Source organism: Variovorax pasteuri (assembly GCF_051216435.1).
In the GTDB taxonomy this organism is placed as follows: Bacteria; Pseudomonadota; Gammaproteobacteria; order Burkholderiales; family Burkholderiaceae_C; genus Variovorax.
The window spans coordinates 221,300-239,297 of sequence record NZ_JBPJZS010000003.1 but is presented as its reverse complement, the minus strand read 5'-3'; the positions used below and the strand labels follow the sequence as shown (position 1 = coordinate 239,297).

General features: G+C 67.0%; 11 protein-coding genes. 4 read left to right on the top strand and 7 right to left on the bottom strand.

From position 1 onward, the window contains the following. Window positions 1–15 precede the first annotated feature (15 nt). The 4 genes from ACSFBM_RS14600 (at window position 16) to ACSFBM_RS14585 (ending at window position 4,635) form a co-directional block, all read left to right on the top strand. Window positions 16–501, top strand: a complete 486-nt coding sequence (locus ACSFBM_RS14600; protein WP_435484978.1) for a TadE/TadG family type IV pilus assembly protein — start codon at window positions 16–18, stop codon at window positions 499–501. Further along, complete coding sequence (locus tag ACSFBM_RS14595; RefSeq protein ID WP_435484977.1) at window positions 498–986, top strand: TadE/TadG family type IV pilus assembly protein; 489 nt, start codon at window positions 498–500, stop codon at window positions 984–986. Before ACSFBM_RS14600 ends, ACSFBM_RS14595 begins: the two co-directional genes overlap by 4 nt. Window positions 987–1,029: 43 nt before the next feature. Further along, the gene (locus tag ACSFBM_RS14590) at window positions 1,030–3,096 is read left to right on the top strand and encodes a TadG family pilus assembly protein (RefSeq protein ID WP_435484976.1); all 2,067 of its coding nucleotides are present in this window, start codon (window positions 1,030–1,032) and stop codon (window positions 3,094–3,096) included. A 117-nt stretch (window positions 3,097–3,213) separates the two neighbouring features. Next, window positions 3,214–4,635, top strand: a complete 1,422-nt coding sequence (locus ACSFBM_RS14585; RefSeq protein WP_435484975.1) for a sigma 54-interacting transcriptional regulator — start codon at window positions 3,214–3,216, stop codon at window positions 4,633–4,635. 242 nt (window positions 4,636–4,877) lie between these two features. Here the strand turns inward: ACSFBM_RS14585 and ACSFBM_RS14580 are convergent, their stop codons facing one another. The 7 genes from ACSFBM_RS14580 to ACSFBM_RS14550 form a co-directional block, all read right to left on the bottom strand. Continuing rightward, the gene (locus ACSFBM_RS14580; protein WP_435484974.1) at window positions 4,878–6,449 is read right to left on the bottom strand and encodes a TolC family protein; all 1,572 of its coding nucleotides are present in this window, start codon (window positions 6,447–6,449) and stop codon (window positions 4,878–4,880) included. Next, on the bottom strand, window positions 6,446–7,762 hold the full coding sequence (locus tag ACSFBM_RS14575; protein ID WP_435484973.1) for an HlyD family type I secretion periplasmic adaptor subunit: 1,317 nt from the start codon (window positions 7,760–7,762) through the stop codon (window positions 6,446–6,448). Before ACSFBM_RS14575 ends, ACSFBM_RS14580 begins: the two co-directional genes overlap by 4 nt. A gap of 37 nt (window positions 7,763–7,799) precedes the next feature. Beyond that, window positions 7,800–9,617, bottom strand: a complete 1,818-nt coding sequence (locus ACSFBM_RS14570) for a peptidase domain-containing ABC transporter (RefSeq protein ID WP_435484972.1) — start codon at window positions 9,615–9,617, stop codon at window positions 7,800–7,802. Window positions 9,618–9,707: 90 nt separating this feature from the next. After that, window positions 9,708–10,010 carry a hypothetical protein gene (locus ACSFBM_RS14565; protein ID WP_435484971.1) on the bottom strand — a complete coding sequence of 101 codons (303 nt, stop codon included), beginning with the start codon at window positions 10,008–10,010 and terminating at the stop codon, window positions 9,708–9,710. Beyond that, window positions 10,007–13,144, bottom strand: coding sequence for a glutamate ligase domain-containing protein (locus ACSFBM_RS14560; protein ID WP_435484970.1), 3,138 nt, complete (start codon window positions 13,142–13,144; stop codon window positions 10,007–10,009). The genes ACSFBM_RS14565 and ACSFBM_RS14560 overlap by 4 nt, the downstream gene beginning before the upstream one ends. 108 nt (window positions 13,145–13,252) lie before the next feature. Then, window positions 13,253–13,756, bottom strand: a complete 504-nt coding sequence (pal, locus tag ACSFBM_RS14555; protein WP_435484969.1) for a peptidoglycan-associated lipoprotein Pal — start codon at window positions 13,754–13,756, stop codon at window positions 13,253–13,255. 79 nt (window positions 13,757–13,835) lie between these two features. Beyond that, window positions 13,836–17,945: a hypothetical protein gene (locus tag ACSFBM_RS14550; protein WP_435484968.1), complete on the bottom strand. Its 4,110-nt coding sequence runs from the start codon at window positions 17,943–17,945 to the stop codon at window positions 13,836–13,838. Window positions 17,946–17,998 lie beyond the last annotated feature (53 nt).

The following is a 17,998-nucleotide window of genomic DNA, read 5'->3' as shown; positions in this document are numbered from 1 at the left end:
AAAACCGCACAGCCGATGCTCCACCCGTCTACGCTCGCGAAAGCTCGGCGCCTCCAACGTGGCGTCTATGCGGTCGAATTCGCGTTTGTTTTTTTGATCGTTTTTTCGCTGCTTTACGCCGTCATTTGCTACGGCTTCTTGCTGGCCGCACGGCTGGGCTTGCAGAACGCAGCAGAAGAAGGAGCGAGGGCAGGATTGAGGTATCAAATCAGCCTAGACGCAAAAAAAACGGAAGCGGGAAATGTCGCAACCCAGCGAGCATCTTGGCTGCCCGCTGCCTTGAAAAAAAATCTGAGTGTGCAGACCACTGTATGCATGGCTGGAGAAGACGACTGCCTTAAGGCGCCTGTTTGTGGGCCAACTTGGGCGCAGCGCTGTCAGATGGTTGTGACCGTGACCGTCAACGACATCGGGAAATTACTTCCGCCATTTCCCAGCTTTGCGTTGCCGGATCAGTTATCTGGCAAAGCCAACATGGTGCTCGACGGGAGATCATTGTGAATTCACTTCGAGCATGCCGGAATTTTAAAAAAAATTCTGCCCGGCAGCGTGGAGTTGCGGCTATAGAGTTCGCATTGGTTTTCAGTGTCTTGTTTATTGCCGTATACGGATTGATCACATTTGGAGGGGTCCTTTACGTCCAGCAAGTGGTTTCACGGGCAGCAGAAGACGGCGCGCGAGCCGCTCAACTTTCCCAGACCAATACCGCACCGGAAACAATCAAAGCAAACGCGCTGTCGGCAATTTATCGATCGCTTGCCCTTTCATCGATAACACCCGCCTCCGCTGGAAATACAGCATCTTCCAGGGAAATCTGGATTCGAACAAAGCTAACCCAGCCCGATGTGACTGTTTCACCCGGGAAAGTTGCAATCAAGGTGACCTACCCATACAGAGCCAATCCATTGCTTCCACCTCTGCCGTTTACAGAAAGCTGGATGCCCCACAGCCTTTCTGGCAAAGCAATGGCAGCCACACCTTCCTAGGAAAAAAATGCGTCTACCCTGCCAGACGGCGGCCCGACGACAAGTGGGATCCGTAGTAATCAATGCCGCAATCGCGCTCTCGCTCGTCGTAATTACGTTGATCGGCACAGAGCTGGGCTATTTTTTCTATCTGAAACGAGAACTCCAGAAATCCGCAGACCTGGCTGCATTGGCAGGGGCGCAGTCCATCACCGCCACTAGTTGTGCGAGCGCCACAAGCGCTGCCATTTCCAACGCAACTCAAAATCTTCCGAACGGATTTCAACTGACCGCGGCAGATGTCACCTGCGGGCGCTGGGATCCTGATCCTGCAAAGCCGGTACTACCAAAGCATTTTGCTCCGGGAATGCAGCCTTTCAATTCAGTCCTGGTATCGATGCAACGAACACCAGCGCTACTGCTTCCTCAAATTCCTGGTAATTCGGCGAGACAGGTCACCGTCGAAGCGTTGGCTGCAATGGCCGATCCGTCTGCGGCCTTTTCCGTTGGGTCCAAGCTGTTACGCCTTTCGAACGACTCGACTCTCGGCGCCTTGCTGAAAGCGATCGGTCTGGATCTGGACAACACGGTTGTCGTTGGCTACGAAGGATTGGCAAACGTCAAGATAACGCCCGGTGGACTACTTTGTCAGCTTGGTACTTGCGCTGCTGCCGATATCACCGTCGCGGGCTTGAATGCCCTGCTAGATACCAGCGTGTCTCTGGGCCAACTGCTGGACGCTGTAGTCAAGGCCGGCGGCCGGGGAGACCTGCTAAGTGCCAACGCGACGCTGGTGTCTGCAATCAAGGCAAAACTGACGGTGGATCAACTCAACGTCAAATTGGGTGCGCTTACAAGCTCCCCGAGTCTATTCGCGCTGATCAACACGCCCGGGGCGTCGTCCGCGCTCGATGCCCAGATCAATGCCTTAGACCTGATACAGGCAGCAGTCGGGGTTGCTACTGCCGGCCGTTCCATCGACATTCCCAGTCTGAATATTTCCTTGCTGGGCCTTGCAAGTGTCACGGCCAAGGCAGGTTTGGTCGAGCCGCCATCCATTGCAATCGGCACCAAGGGCATCACGGCTTACACCGCCCAAGTACGGACTTTCATTCATGTGAAGACGAGCGGAATTCTAGCGAATCTGCTGAAAATCAACCTTCCGATCGCCTTGGACATCGTTGCGGCAAAAGGAACTCTGCAAGAGCTTTGCAAACCCGATTTGCTCTCTTCATCCGGTGAACAGCAGGCTCAAATTGCAGTGGACGGCGCAATTTTGAAAGGCTGCATCGGCAAGATATCGAACAGCTCTGGCACGCAGGATTGCTCCTTGGCCACGGGTGATCCGAAATACAAGGCGTGCTTCGACGATCTGATTTTTTCCAAAAAAGAAGCCTGCGAGCAGAATCTCTCAAGCCTTGAATTGATCAACATTTTAGGTTTGCTCAAAACCACCAACAGCACTTCTATCAAAGCGCTTCCTATCGAGCAACCAACCACTGTCACACTCAGCGTAGGACAGACGGCAACGGTGGGAAATGACCTTGCGATTGGAACGACGGTCTCCAACTTGGTTTCCACAATTTCTAATCTTTTGCTGGGCACGACACCTTCTAGCGGGACGCCGAGTTCGACGGACATTTCAACCTTGGCCACCCAAATATGGAACGACAGCGGCAAACCAGTCACAGATAATGGTGCAGGTTGCACGGCGGACACCACAACTTGCCGAGCCAAAAGACTCAGCAACGCAAAGACTCAGATTGAAAAAAATGCTGCCCAAAGTGGCTTGCTGACCGGACTCCTAAATGGCGTCGGCGATCTTCTTGGGGCCGTCGGAGGACTTGTTGGAGGCGACGGTTGCAGTTACACAGGACTCTTGGGCACAACTTCAAACCAGGGTTGCATTGATCTTCTCAAAGGAACGTTGAGCAAAAACAGCGGATCGGGACTGGGCAGCGTAGTCTCAAATGCGCTCGCGGTTTTGACCGGCCTGCTGCAACCCCTGCTGGATGCAATAGGGAAAAGCGTGCTGACCCCTTTGCTCCAAAATCTTCTCGGCATTCATCTGGGTGAAATCGACGTCAAATTGCATTCCCTTAGATGCAATGACGCTCAACTGGTTTATTGACGGATCAATGAAAAATCCCGATTTCAAATCGCGTCCGTCTCCGTACTGCGGCAACAGGCCCGTTTGTCCTGTGTGCTGCATTGCGCACCTGCCATCGCGCAAGCATTTCGAGTCTTTATGAGTTCCCCCCCCAACTTCGACGAACTCGACCTCTTCGTCTACGAAGGCAAAGCCGACATCCTCGAGCGCATCGCGCGGTGCATGGCGAGCTTCGATGTCGAGGTGATCCGGGCCGACGGCCTGGCCACGCCGGAGCCGGAGCGCGGCGTGGCGATGCGCCCCTGCGTCGCGGTCATCAGCGTGACGGTCATCGACGGCGGCGGGCTGGCGCAAGCAAGCGAGCGCCTCCAAGGCATGCCCGTGATCTGGGTGGCCGCGGGCTCGCGCGAGCGCGACTCGCGCACCTATCCGCCCGAATACCTGCACGTGCTGCCCTACGACTTCACCTGCGCAGAGCTGCGCACGATGGTCGCCAAGCTGGTGCGCCAGCTGCGCGCGCGCGACGTGGCGCCGCAGGCGCCCGATGTGCTGGTCGCGCACTCCGAAGCGATGAAGTCGCTGCTGTCCGAAGTGGGCGCATTCGCCGATTGCAACCACCCGGTGCTGGTGCGCGGCGAAACCGGGGTGGGCAAGGAGCGCATCGCGCAGCAGCTGCACCTGGGCCACCAGCACTACTGCAAGGGCGCGTTCGTGGCGGTGAACTGCGGCGCGATTCCCGACGGACTTTTCGAATCGCTGTTCTTTGGCCACAACAAGGGCTCGTTCACGGGCGCGGTGCACGCGCACCGCGGCTACTTCGAGCAGGCCACGGGCGGCACGCTGTTCCTCGACGAAATCGGCGACCTGCCGCGCTACCAGCAGGTGAAGCTGCTGCGCGTGCTGGAAGACAGCGCGGTGACGCGGCTCGGCGCCACGGCGCCGATACGGGTCGACTTCCGCCTGGTGGCGGCCACCAACCGCAACCTGCGCGAGATGGTGGCCAGCGGCGAATTTCGTGCCGATCTGTTCTACCGGCTCGCGGTGATCGAGCTGCATGTGCCCAGCCTCGAGGAGCGCGGCGAGGTCGACAAGATCGCGATCTTCAAGGCGCTGCTGACCAACGTGCTCGGCGACGAGCTCGAGGCGCTCGGCGAAACCCCGCACTGGCTGAGCGACGCGGTGGCCGAAACCTACTTTCCCGGTAACGTGCGCCAGCTGCGCAACCTCGCGGAACGCGTGGGCGTGATCGCGCGGCAGCTGCACAGCTGGGACCAGAACCTGATCCAGCGCGCGATCGCGCTGACGCGCGGCACGCCGGCAGCAGCCGCCTCGGCGGAGCGCAACGGCGCGGGCGGCGGCGGCGTCGCGCTCGACGGCAGCAGCGAGCGCAAGGGCTGGAACAGCAGCGAGCGCAACCGCATCATCGCGGCGCTGGAGATCAACGACTGGAAGCGCCAGGACACCGCGCAGCACCTGGGCATCAGCCGCAAGGTGCTGTGGGAAAAGATGCGCAAGTACCAGATCCTGGACGGCGAACCCGGCATCCCAGAAGACGCTTGAATTAGCTCGCCCCCAGGCTTCGCGCACTTCGTGTCGCTTCTCCTTCCCCCTACCGGGGGCGACACCTGAGGCCCGGCGAAGCCGAAGCATTTGGCTCGCCCCCAGGCTGCGCGCACTTCGTGTCGCTTCTCCTTCCCCCTACCGGGGGCGACACCTGAGGCCCGGCGAAGCCGGTTCCTCGGTGTCTCTGGAAGGGGCTTCGGCTTCGCTTCGCTTGCCTTGCCCGTCTTGCTCGCTTCAGGTCAGGGGATCGACAGGCGTTGCGCCTTGCGCAGCGGCGGGTTGGCGGTGGCCGCGCCCACGGCGCGTTCGGCCACCGGCTCGCTCGCGCATGCCGTGTTGCTCGAGATGCACAGCGCGCCCAGCAGGCCGTCTTCGGTGAGCACCTGGCGGCTCGGCGCGCCGAAGAGGCGGTCGATCCAGCCGTTGGTGCCCGCGGGGTCGATGCGCAGTTCGCCGGTGGTGCGCGCCAGGCGCAGCTCCGACACGCGCAGGTCGAACACGCCGTCGATGTAGTCGAACAGCAGCGTGTAGTAGTCGAGCTGCGCGTCGAGCACCTTGGGCAGGGTCTCGCGGCCGAACTCCATCAGGCGGCGGCGCCCGCGAAAGGCCTGGCCGGAGGTGCTGACGGCTTCCATCAGCTGCCTTTCTCGTTCGCGCCCGGCCACGGTGCGCGACCATGACGCCGAGGTGAGCTCGAACAGGTTGAGCTTCACGCCTTCGAGCTTGGCTTCCTGGCTGGCGATTTCGGCCAGCGCCGACTTCAGGCGCAGTTGCCGGTCGAAGCCGTTGCCGAAGTTCCAGTTGAGTTCGAAGGCCGCGCGCGTCGGGTCTTGCGGCGACACGCCGCGCGGGTCCTTGCTTTTGACGAGCACGGCGTCGAGCGTCGGGTACAGGCTGGCGTCCTGCTGGTCGGCCAGCGCCCTGGCGCGCTCGATGCGGCTCTGCGCCTCGGCGATCTCGGTGCTGCGCGCCTCGGCGCGGCGCAGCGCCTCCTCCTGCGAGGTGATGCGCCACTGCGCAGGCGCTGCGAGCACGGGCAGCGACTCGGGGTTGGGCGAGAACTTGAAGTAGTTGCGGAACTTGGCGAGTGCCTCGTCGCGCTGGGCCGCAAAGTCCGACTCGCGCGCGGCCACCAGGGCGCGCCGCGAGGCGGCCATGTTGAGGTCGTTGTCGCCGGTCACGCCCAGCGCCACACGGCGGGCCTCGGCCTTCGAGAGCTCGGCCACCACCTCGGTGGCGCGGTGCGCGATCTGCTTCTTCAGGTCGAAGCGCTGCACCTGCAGGTAGGCCGTGAGCGCGTCCAGCACCACCTTCTGCGAGGTGGTGACCACGGCTTCGTCATCGGCCTGGTTGGCGGCTTCGGCGGCGCGCTGCGCGGCGTTCATGGCGCCACCGTCGATCAGGCTCACGCGGGCCTCGGCGGTGAGCACGGTGTAGCCCTGCGTCTTGGCGTTGTCCGCACCGCTGTTGTAGTTGCCCGACGAAGTGCCGAGCTTGAAGCGCGGGTAGCGCGCCTGCCTGGCGGCGTCCACGCTGTAGCTGCTGGTGTTGGCAGTGGCCTGCGCCGTCTGCACTTCGGGGTATTCCTGCGACAGCACGATGAGCGCCTGCTTCACCTGCTGGGTGTAGGTGGTGGCACCCAGCGAGGGTGGGGACAGCCGGCGCGCGAGCACGAGCGCGGGGCCGGCTTCTTGCGGCGCCGGCTGCTCCTGCGCAACGGCAGCGGTGGGCAGCGCAAAGCTCGCGCACAGCACGGCACAGACAACACCGGTGCCCGCGCGGCGCCGGTCGATCGATGGGCGTTGCTTCATGGTTCGCGGAAGGCTTCGCGCCGCAGCTTGAGCACGGGCCGCAGGATGTACCAGATGAACGGGTCGGTGCCCACGCGCAGGTCCACTTCGGACTCCATGCCCGCGGTGATGCGGTTCTCGTCGCGGCCCACGTGCGACTGCGACATGCTGATGAGCAGCCGGTAGTACGGCGCGCCGCTGGAAACCGCCGGGTCGCGGTCGGCGTCGGCCGCCACCAGCTTCACCTTGCCGTCGACCGCGCCATAGCGCAGGTAGTCGTAGGCGGTGATCTTCACGCGCGCCTGCTGGCCCACTTCAATGAAGCCGCGGTCGTTCGGGTTGAGCCGCGCCTCGACCATGATCTCGTCCTCGTCGGGCACCACCTCGAGGATGGCCTCGCCGGGCTTCACGACCCAGCCGGGGCTGGAGTTGCGCAGGCCCTTGACGATGCCGTCCGACGGCGCCTTCACCACGGTGCGCGACCGCTGGGTGCGCGCGCGCGCGAGGTCTTCGCTCAGGCTGGCGAACTGGCGCTCCACGGTGGCCAGCTCGTCCGACGCACGGCGGCGGTAGCGGCCTTCGGCCTCGGCCATCTTGGCCTGCGCCTCGGTGATGGCGGCGTTGGCCGAAATCACGCCCTGGCGCGTCACCGCGAGTTCGCTGCGCACGCCCTCGGCCTGGCGCCGCTTCTCGAGCACCTCGACCTGGCCGACGAGTTTTTCGCTGAGCAGCTGCTCGGAGATTTCAAGCTCCTTTTGCATCAGCACCAGCCGGTCGCTCAGGCCCTTGGCCTTGGCTTCCTGTTCCAGCTTCTTGCTGCGCGCCTGCTCCAGGCCCGACACGGCGCCGGCCATCACGCCGCGCTGTTCGAGCGCGCGCGCCTGGTAGGCGCCGCTTTCGCCTTCGAGCACGCCTTCATCGATGTCGGCGGCGAACGAATCGCGCTTGAGCGGCTGGCCGCGGCTCTCGGCAATGAGGCGCACGCGCGTGGCCTGCGTGGCTGCATAACGGGCCGTGAGTTCTTCGAGGTTGAGCCCGCTGCCGCCCAGGTCGATCTCGACCAGCGACTGGCCCGCCTTGACCTTGTCGCCCTCTTTCACGAACACGTTGCTGACGATGCCGCCCTCCAGATGCTGGATGGACTTGACGCGGTCCGAGGGGATCACGCGGCCCGGCGCCACCACCACGGTTTCCATGGGAAAGCCCAGGCCGATCAGCGCCAGCACGCCCACGGCGCCGCCGATGATCCACTGCCGGCGTCGCCCCTGCGGCGAGTTGCGCGCCGCGCGCTTCTCGTTCTCGTCCTGAAGAATCTGCGGCAGGTCTGATTTCAAGTCTCTTCCTCGATCGCTCGTCATGTGGCGAGCGGTGTCATGCAATGGAGCGGGAGGTCGCGGCCCCCGCGCCGTCTTCCGAATCGCCCACGGCCACCAGCGGCTTGCGCACGCCGAACAGCTTGGGCACCATCTCCGCGGCCGAGCCCTGCTCCACATTGCCCTGGCCGGTCACGTGGTAGACCACGCTGGCGGCGGAGACGATGCGCAGCGAGTGCGTGACCACCACCACGGTGCGCACCTTGGCCACCGCGAGCAGCGTGGCGAGCAGGTTGCGTTCGCTTTGAAAGTCGAGGTCGTTGCTGGGCTCGTCGAGCACCAGCACCGAGGGCTTGCGCAGGAAGCTCATGGCCAGCGCCAGCTTGCGCCGCTCGCCCACCGACACGCCGGTGCCGCCCTCGCCCACCCGGGTGCGATAGCCGTCGGGCAGGCGCGACAGGAAGTCGTGCGCGCCCGAGAGCCTGCAGGCCGCCACGATCTGCTCGTCGCTCTGGCCCGGCGCGCCGCGGCGCATCACATCGATGAGCGGGCCGCCGAACCAGTAGACCTCCTGCGAGAGGTAGCTGATCCAGCGCGAGAGCTCTTCGCGGCCGAACTGCGACAGGTCGTACTCGCCGATGCTGATCGTGCCGCGCGTGGGCTCGTACAGGCCCGACAGCAGCTTCACCAGCGTGGACTTGCCCGCGCCGTTGCGCCCGACGATCACATGCAGCCCGCCGGGGCCGATGTCGAGGTCGACGTTCTCCAGCACCGGCTGCTGCGCGGTCTCGGTGAAGCTGAAGCTCACGTCCTTGAAGGTGATGCGGCCGAGCGGCTGCGGCAGCGTCATGCCCGTGGGCGGCTTCTCGACCGGCTCGCGCAACACCGTTTCCAGGCGCTGGGCCGCTTCCTTCGCGGTGGCCAGCGAGCGCCAGTTCGACACCAGCCCTGCCACCGGTTGCAGCGCCTTGAGCGCCAGCATGTTCGAGGCGACCAGCCCGCCCACCGTCATCCATTGCTCCATGACCGAGATGGCGCCCACCGTCACCACCACCACCGAGAACACCGTGAGCAGCACGGTGGTGCCGTCGCGCGTGGTCTCGATCTGGCCGTTCTTGGTGAAGCTCTCGGTGAGCCAGGCGTTGTAGGTCTGGCGCCACATCTCGATGGTGGGGCCGTCGTTGGACTGCGTCTTGAGCGTTTCGCGCGCGTTGCAGATCTCGGACGTCATGCGGTCGAGGCCGCGGCCGCGCTGCACTTCTTCCACGCGCCCGGAGCGCACCTCGTCGGCCCACCACCACGCCAGGAACGACATGATGGCCAGGAACAGCGCCACCACCGGCAGCACCGGCAGCGCGACGATGCCGATCACGATGAGCGCGAAGACGGCCATGGGCAGGTCGAAGATCGATTGCGCCAGCCCGCCGGTGACGGTGCCGCGCACCGAGCCCACGTCGCGAAAGTACAGCTGCCACGACGACGCGGGGCGCGCCTCGAGCGCGCGCAGCGGGCGCGACAGCATCGAGTTGAGCAAGGCGCCCGACACACCGTGGTCGATGATGGCGCCGGCATTGCGCAGCATGCGCGAGCGGCGCGTGCGCAGCCAGAACTCGATGCACAGGAAGAAGAAGATGCCGCTCACCAGCGCGGCGAGCGTGGAGAAGCCGCTGCGCGACAGCACGCGGTCATACACCTGCAGCAGGAAGATCGAGGGCAGCAGCCCGAACAGGCTGATGGGCAGCGAGCGCCACGCGGCGCTCTTCACGAGCGGGTACGCATCGCGAAAAGCCGCGTTCAACGCACCCGCGTAAGGACTGGCTCCGGGCTCTTCGGGTTTGTCTGCGACCAGCTGGCTGGGCAAGAGGAACTTGATCATGGAAAAGGGCCGATCCGTCGGGCAATGACGCCTGCGTCATATTAACTGTTACCCGACTGTTACAAGGCAAAATTTCACTCGCCGCGCGCCTCAGCACGGCGATGTCTGCCCCTTCACCGGACCGGCCCGTTCCACGCGCGCCGGTCCGTGTTGCGCGGGGCTTCCCGTGGCCGCGCAACCGACCGGCTTCCCTGACTTGAAAACGCCCGCGACCTGGGGCAAACCCTCAGCGAACACCAATGCGATGTTGGCGCACAACAGCATGCAGAGCACCCATGCGCACAGCAGCTGGAGCCAGCCCAGCCACCAGCGATCGGGCCGCTGCAGCGGTGCTGCGGCTTCATGTTCGAAACGATGTTCGAAGGTCGGTTGCGCAAGCGCGTTCCATCTCATGGCAGTGCTTTCAAAACCCGGGCAAGCCGGGACAGGCCGATGCCGGCGGAACTCTTCGCGAGCACCCAGTCGCCTGGCTGCAGCAGTCCGCCGAGCGCGGTGGACAGATCGGACACATCGACGAACCAGTGCGAGCGCACCTTGGTGCGAATGCGCGCATGCAGCGCGCGCATCATCGGGCCGCACAGCAGCACGCGGTCGGGCTGCGAGGCCAGCAGTTCGGCCTCCAGGTCGAGGTGATGGCGCTGGGCGGCGGGGCCGAGCTCCTGCATGTCGCCCAGGATCGCCACGCGGCGCGCCGGCTCGCAGGGCGCCTGCGACAGCATCTCGAGCGCCGCGCGCATCGAACTCGGGTTGGCGTCGTAGGTCTCGTCGATCAGCTTGAAGCTGCCGCCGCCGATGTGAATGGTGTGCAGCGCACCGCGCCCGCCCGGCGGCTCGAAGTGCGCGAAGGGTTCGACCGCGGCGCCCAGCGGCAAGCGCAGCGCCTGCAAGGCCGCGAGCGCGGCCACGGCGCTCGCGCCCATGTGGCGCCCCGGCGCGTTCAGCCGCAGCTGGAAGGGCTCGCCCGCCACCAGGACCTGCACCTCGCCATGGTCGAACGCGAGCAGGCGCACGTCGGCGTCCCTGTGCTCGCCGTAGCTCAAAACCTGCAGCTGCCGCGCCAACGCGGCTTCGGCGAAGGTCGCGAACTCGGGCATGTCGCGGTTCAGCACCACGCTGCTGCCCGGCGCCATCGACTGGAAGAAGCGGGCGTCCAGGCGCGCGGCGGCTTCCGAAGGGCCGCGGTGTTTCTGCGACGCGGCCGACAGCCCCGTCACCACCATCAGCGAAGGCCGCACGAGCTGGGCCGAAGCAGGCATTTGCGCGCTGCCCATCTCCAGCACCCAGTAGGCGGCGTGCCGCGGCATGCAGGTCATGTTCCATGCCATGCCCGAAGGCAGGCTGACGTTGCCCTCGGGCAGGCCGACCTCGCCCCACACGGTGAGTGCGCCGGCCAGCATCGCGGCCACGGTGCCGCTCGATGCGCCGCTTGCCGCCGCGCCTGACGAACCTGCCGTGGCGCTTCCGAGCACACCGCACACGCGGCCCGTGAACTCGGCGCGCGCATGGTCGCCCAGTTGCAGCACGGCCTGCAGCACGTTCTCGACCTTGAGCACGGGCACGCGCTTGTCCAGGTGCGGCTTGGGGTCGGTGCACAGCACGGCGGCGGCCGGTTGCAGCACGCCCTTGAGTGTGACTGCCGCCAGCGCCGTTTTCGACGCGCGCGCCTGATGGTCGAACACGACGCGGCCCTTGCGCATGTACGAGCGCTGCGCCACGCCGGTGGCGCGCCAGCCATCGTCGGGCCTGACCACCCATTCGCCGCCGGTGACGCGCGCCATCTCGCTCGCGGTCCATGCGGGGCCGTCGTCGCGTCCGCCGCCAATGCCGCCATTCATGCCGCCCCCGCTGCCGTTCGCCGCCGGCAACGCGCGGCGCTCGACCAGGTAGCGGTGGTAGGCGGCCAGGCCCGATACGTACTGCTCGACGTCGTCGATGCGCACGCGAAACGAGTGATGGCGGATGAAGAACGCGCCCACCACGCTCGACGGCCGGCGGAAGTACATCGCCACCTCGGGCCAGAAGAACCCGTTGAGCAGGTAGTGCGCGCGGTAGTCGAGCGCGCGGTAGAACTTCTCGGTGTCGAGCTCGTCGAGCAGGTGCCGCATCGCGGGCATGCCTTCGAGCCGCTGCAGCATCTGCTGCGCGGCCAGCATGAGTTCGAGCAGCGTGGGAAAGGTGGTCTTGCGGTCGAGCACGAAGTCGAGGTAGCCCGCCACGTTCTGCAGGCCGAAGCGAAAGTACTTTTCCTGCGGGCTCCAGCGCGTGAGCTCGTTGACGCAGCAGCTCAGCCAGTGATCGTGCGCCTGCCAATGCTGGCTGGCAATGAAGTGGTCGAAGGCCTTCTCCACCGCCGCCAGCCATTGCGGCTCGTGCGTGAGGCCGTACAACCGCATGAGCCCGTAGGCCGCCTCGCCGTCGTAGTAGATGATGCGCGAGGCCTGCTTGACCGTGAGGTCGCTCGCATGCAGCACGTGGTTGAAGCGGCCGGTGGCCGGGTCTTGCAGCGACACGATGCCCAGGGCGAGCTTCTCCAGCAGCGCCAGCCAGTGGCGCGTGCCCATCAGCTCGCAATACTTGACCAGCGCGAGCACGCAGGCCGCGTTGCCGCCGAGCTTGATTTCGCCGCCGATGTCGACCAGGAACGCCACGGCGCGCCCGTCCGCCAGCGTGTAGTCGCGGATCAGCACCGTGGTGAGGTGGTCGATCCCGCGGTCGATGGCCGCGCGCAGGGTTTCGTCGCGCGTGAGCTCCCACGCCGCGAGCATGGCGTGGAGCGCGCTCGCATGGCGCATCGCGTCGTAGGTCGGAATGCGGCGGTCGAAGCTCGGAAAGTAGCCGTACACGAACAGGCCGTCGCTGTGCACCTGGCGCGCCAGGTACGAGGAGCCGCTGCGCACCAGGTCGAGCACGGCCTGCGGGTTCAACGCCGGCAATTGCCGGCGCCCCGCGTCGAGCCCCGTGCCGACGAGCTTGTGCACCACGCCGTCGGGCTGGCAGAACACGCCCACCGTGGCCAGCAGGTACACCGGCTGGTCCGACGGCATGTCCAGCGGCGGCATGCATCCGAAGCGGGCCTGGCCGTAGACCTCGAAGTTGCGCGGGTTCACCACCGAATGCGGAATGGTCGAGTCGCCGCACAGCATGGCGTTGGCGTTGAGCTCCTGCTCGGTGAAGGCGAGCGTGAAGTCCTTGTCGAAGGCCAGGCCGAGGCGAAAGTAGTTGCGCTTGACGGCGGTGAGCTGGGTCTTGAACTGGCCCCAGTCCATCGGGCTCGCGCCCTCGACCCAGTCGATGCGCAGCCACGGCGCGACGATGCCTCGCTCGCGCACCCATCGCTCGACGCGCTCGGCGCCTTCGCGCCAGGCGGTTTCGAATTCGGCGGCACGCGTGTGCACCACGTGCGCACGCTGCGAGCCGTCGCTGATCGAGAAGAACAGCGTGAACGCCGGGTACGGCGCCGGCAGCGCCGCGCACACCGACACCAGGCGCTCGTGGCAGGCGTGGAGCTGGTCTGTGAAGGACATCATTCGGCCCCGATCGAGTGCGGGAGTCCGGCCGCGCCCGTCATCTGCTCTCGCTTTGATGACGTGTGCGTGGCGCGGAAACGGCCGTCGAAATCATCGCGCTCGTCCGGTTCAGCGGTAGCTGAATTCGGCGCGGCGATTGAGCTGATAGCCCTCCTCGGTGGTGGCGAGCGACGCGGGTTTTTCCGTCCCCCAGCTGATGGCCTCGATGCGCTCGGCAGGCACGCCGAGTTGCGTGAGCGCGCGCTGCACCGACTCGGCGCGGCGCTGGCCGAGCGCCAGGTTGTACTCGCGCCCGCCGCGCTGGTCGGTGTTGCCTTCGATCACCACCCGGCTTGCTGCGCGGTTCCTCATGTAGCTCGCATGGGCCTCGACGATCTGTCGGTCCTGCGGCCTGATGTTGTATTTGTCGAAGTCGAAGTAGACGATCTTCGGCACGCCCGCCGGGCCGTTCTGCACCGGCGCCGGCGGGGCCGGCTCCACCTTGGGCACGGCCGAGACGGCCTTGTTGGAGTAGTAGTAGGTCGCGTCGTCGCGCCCGGTCTTCGGGGCCGCGCAGCCCGCGAGGACTGCGCCGAGGGCGACGATGGCCAGTGTCTGGAAATTCTTTTTCATATCGATCCTTTGTGGGACAGGCCGGTGGTGGCCTGTCCCTGGTGCTGCAACTCCCTCACCCCTCCTGCGATGTTCTTGTTCAGCCCAGCAGGCCGTGCAGGACGTTCGTCACGGGCGACAGGGCGGTGCCGACCGGGCTGTGCTCGACCAGGCTGGTGATGGGTGTCACCACGTCGGTCACCAGCGGTGCGGCGGCGTGCTGAACGCTGCTCACCACGTCGGTCACCGGAGACGCCGCACCCGACGAGCCGGCCAGGATGTCGGTCACCGGCGAAAGGGCCTCGGACGCCGCCTGCGTCACGGTGGACACCGTCGGCGAGACCGCATCGGTCAGGCCCGAGACAGGCGCCAGGATGTTGGCCACGGGGCTGGCACCGCCGGTCAGGCCGCCGAGCAGGCTGCCCACCAGGCCTTCGTTGCCGAGCACACCGTCGAGCAGGCCGCCGGTGCCGCCACCGGTCGCGCCGCCGAGCAGGCTGCCGACGAGGCCTTCGTTGCCGAGCACGCCGTCGAGCAAGCCGCCGGTGCCGCCACCGGTCGCGCCGCCGAGCAGGCCGCCGACGAGGCCGTCGTTGCCGAGCACGCCGTCGAGCACACCGCCGGTGCCGCCACCGGTCACGCCGCCGAGCAGCCCGCCGACGAGGCCTTCGTTGCCGAGCACGCCATCGAGCAAGCCGCCGGTGTCGCCACCGGTCACGCCGCCGAGCAGGCCACCAACGAGGCCGTCGCTGCCGAGCACGCCATCGAGCAAGCCGCCGGTGTCGCCACCGGTCACGCCGCCGAGCAGGCCACCGACGAGGCCGTCGTTGCCGAGCACGCCGCCGAGGAGACCACCGTCGCCGCCGAGCACGCCGCCGAGGAGACCACCGTCGCCGCCGAGCACGCCGCCGAGGAGACCACCGTCGCCGCCGAGCACGCCGCCGAGGAGACCGCCGTCGCCGCCGAGCACGCCGCCGAGGAGACCACCGTCGCCGCCGAGCACGCCGCCGAGGAGACCACCGTCGCCGCCGAGCACGCCGCCGAGGAGACCGCCGTCGCCGCCAAGCACGCCGCCGAGGAGACCACCGTCGCCGCCGAGCACGCCGCCCAGAAGGCCGCCGTCGCCACCAAGCACACCACCCAGCAGGCCGTCGTCACCCAGCACGCCGCCGAGCAAACCACCGTCGCCACCGAGCACGCCTCCCAGAAGGCCACCGTCACCACCGAGCACACCACCCAGCAGGCCGTCGTCACCCAGCACGCCGCCGAGCAAACCACCGTCGCCACCGAGGACGCCGCCCAGAAGGCCGCCGTCGCCGCCGAGCACACCACCCAGCAGGCCGTCATCACCCAGCACGCCGCCGAGCAAACCGCCGTCACCACCAAGGACGCCGCCGAGCAGGCCGCCGTCGCCGCCGAGCACACCGCCCAGCAGGCCGTCGCTGCCCACGAGGTGGGCCACGCCGTCGGTCAGGTAGTCGACCTGTGTCGCGACACCGTTCAGCAGCGCGCTCGTCGTTCCCGTGCCCAGCAGCTGGTCGGTCACCGGGCTCAGCAGGCTGCCCGCGCCGCTCGTCACCTGGCCCACGAGGCCGTCGACCGGGTCGAGCACGTTGGGGTCGTTCGGCGTGAAGCTGGTGCCGAGCACCGGGCCCAGCAGGCCGTCGACCGTGTCGGTCACGCTGTCGGTGAGGCCGACGACCGGGCCGAGCACGTTGCCCAGGCCGAGGCCGCCCAGCACGCCTTCGTTCAGGCCGTCGACCAGGTTGCCGACCACGCCGTCGACCGGGTCGAGCAGCGCCGCGCCGGTGCCCGGGGTGCCGCCACCGCCGATGCCGCCCACCACGCCGCCGAGCAGGCCGCCCAGCAGGCCGTCGTCACCCAGCAGGCCGCCGACCGGGCCGTCGTTGCCCAGCACGCCGCCCACGAGACCGTCGGGGCCGAGCAGGCCGCCGATGCCGCTGCCGCCGAGCACGCTGCCCAGCGGGCCGTCGCCACCCAGCAGGCCGCCGAGCAGGCCGTTGTCGCCCAACAGGCCACTCACGGGGCCGTCGCTGCCCAGCAGGCCGCCGACCAGGCCGTTGTCGCCCAGCAGGCCGCCCAGCAAGCCATCGTTGCCGAGCAGGCCACCGACCGGGCCTTCATTGCCCAGGAGGCCGCCGACCAGGCCGTCGCCACCCAGCAGGCCACCGACCGGGCCGTTGTCGCCCAGCAGACCGCCCAGCAGGCCGTCGTTGCTCAGCAGGCCGCCGAGCAAGCCGTCGTCGCCGAGCAGGCCGCCCACGATGCCGTTGTCGCCCAGCAGGCCGCCGACCGCGCCGCCCAGCAGCCCGTCGTTGCCGCCGAGCAGGCCGCCCAGCGGGCTGTCGGCAATGAGGCCGGAGATCGCGCCGTCCTGGCCGAGCAGGCTGTCGACCAGGCCGCCATGGCCCAGCAACTGGCCGGTAAGGCCTTCGCTGCCCAGCACGCTGGCCAGGGCGCCGTCGCCGCCGAGCAGGCCGCCGACCAGGCCGTCGTCACCCAGCAGGCCGCCCAGGGCGCTGTCGTCGCCGAGCAGGCCACCCAGCAGGCCGTCTTCACCGAGAACGCCACCCACCAGGCCGCCGACTGCGCCGTCGCCGAGCAGGCCGCCCACGAGACCGCCTTCGCCGAGCACGTTGCCCAGCAGGCCGCCGACGGCGCCGTCTTCAGCGAGCAGGCCACCCACCAGGCCGTCCGAGCCGAGCAGGCCGCCGACCAGGCCGTCGTCGGCCAGCAGGCCGGCCACGAGGCTGCCTTCGCCCAGCACGTTGTTGAGCAGGCCGCCGAGCGCGCCGTTCTCACCGACCAGCTGGCTGGTGACGCCGCCGAGGCCCAGGGCGTCGGTCAGGCCGCTGACGATGCCGTGGTCGCCAATCAGGTTGGTCAGGCCGTTGTCCAGCGCGTCGGTCAGGTAGTCGACCTGGTTCAGCACCGAGCCGAGAACGGCGGCGGTGCCGCCGGCGCCCAGCAGGTTGTCGAGCGCGGGGCTCAGGGCGCCGCCCAGCAGGTGGGTGACGCTGCCGACGGTGTTGTCGACCGGGTCGAACTGGTTGGGGTTGTTCTCGGTGAAGGTCTCGCCGAGCAGCGGGGCCAGCACGTCGTCGACCACATCGGTCAGGCCATCGACCACGTTGGTGACCGGCGTGAGCGCGCCGCCAAGGCCGAGCGCATCGCTGACGGTGTCGACGACCTGGTGAACAAGGCCATCGCCCGGATCGAGCAGGTGGTCGCCGTCTGCGTCTGCGTCTGCGTCGGCATCTGCGTCTGCGTCGGCATCTGCGTCTGCGTCGGCATCTGCGTCGGCGTCGGCATCTGCGTCGGCATCTGCGTCGGCATCTGCGTCGGCGTCGGCGTCGGCGTCGGCGTCGGCGTCAGCATCGGCATCGGCATCGGCATCGGCATCGGCATCGGCATCGGCATCAGCATCAGCATCGGCATCGGCATCGGCATCGGCATCAGCATCGGCATCCGCATCCGCATCGGCGTCTGCATCCGCGTCGGCATCACCATCGGCATCGGCATCCGCATCGGCATCCGCGTCCGAATCGGCATCTGCATCGGAATCACCGGGGTTCGTCGGATTGCCCGAGCCGACGAGCACAGGGAATGCGCTGTCGCTGCCACCGCCGCCACCGCCGAGCGCAGAGCCAAGGAGCGCGGCGCCCAGTGCGCCCAGTGCGAATTCACCCAGCCCGATACCGCTGCCGGCCGCGAGCTTCTTGGTGACGGCCAGGGCGGCGGCGTCGGCGTCGCTGTCCGGCGGGGTCACCTGCAGGTCGCCCGAGGCGACGTCCACGTTCACTTGTTCGAGGCCGCCAGGCAGCTTGGTCGAGCCGATGGTGGCGTCGGTGCCGCCGGTGAACACACCCGCCAGCGGGGCCTTGTTGGTGGCCGAGCCGGGGAAGAGCACATTGGCGTGGCCGTCCTGCGGCACGATCACGCGGTCGCCGGGCAACAGCGTCTGATTGCCATCGACGGGAATGCTGACACCGTCGCGCATCACTGCAACACCGGGCGTGGCATTCGATAATGTGCCGACGCTGGCGGGGCCAGCTGCGGCGGGCGCCGCCGAACTCAGCGAGGCGGGGGTGCCCAGCGGAGTGACGGTGGCTTGGGCGAGAACCACAGGAGCTGCGCCAGCGGCGGCAAGTCCTTCGGTCGAAACGGTCGATGCTTGTTGAGCGGTCATGGCAGCCTCTGTGAGAAAAGATGTCTCTACAGGGGCAACATGCGTGCCGCTTT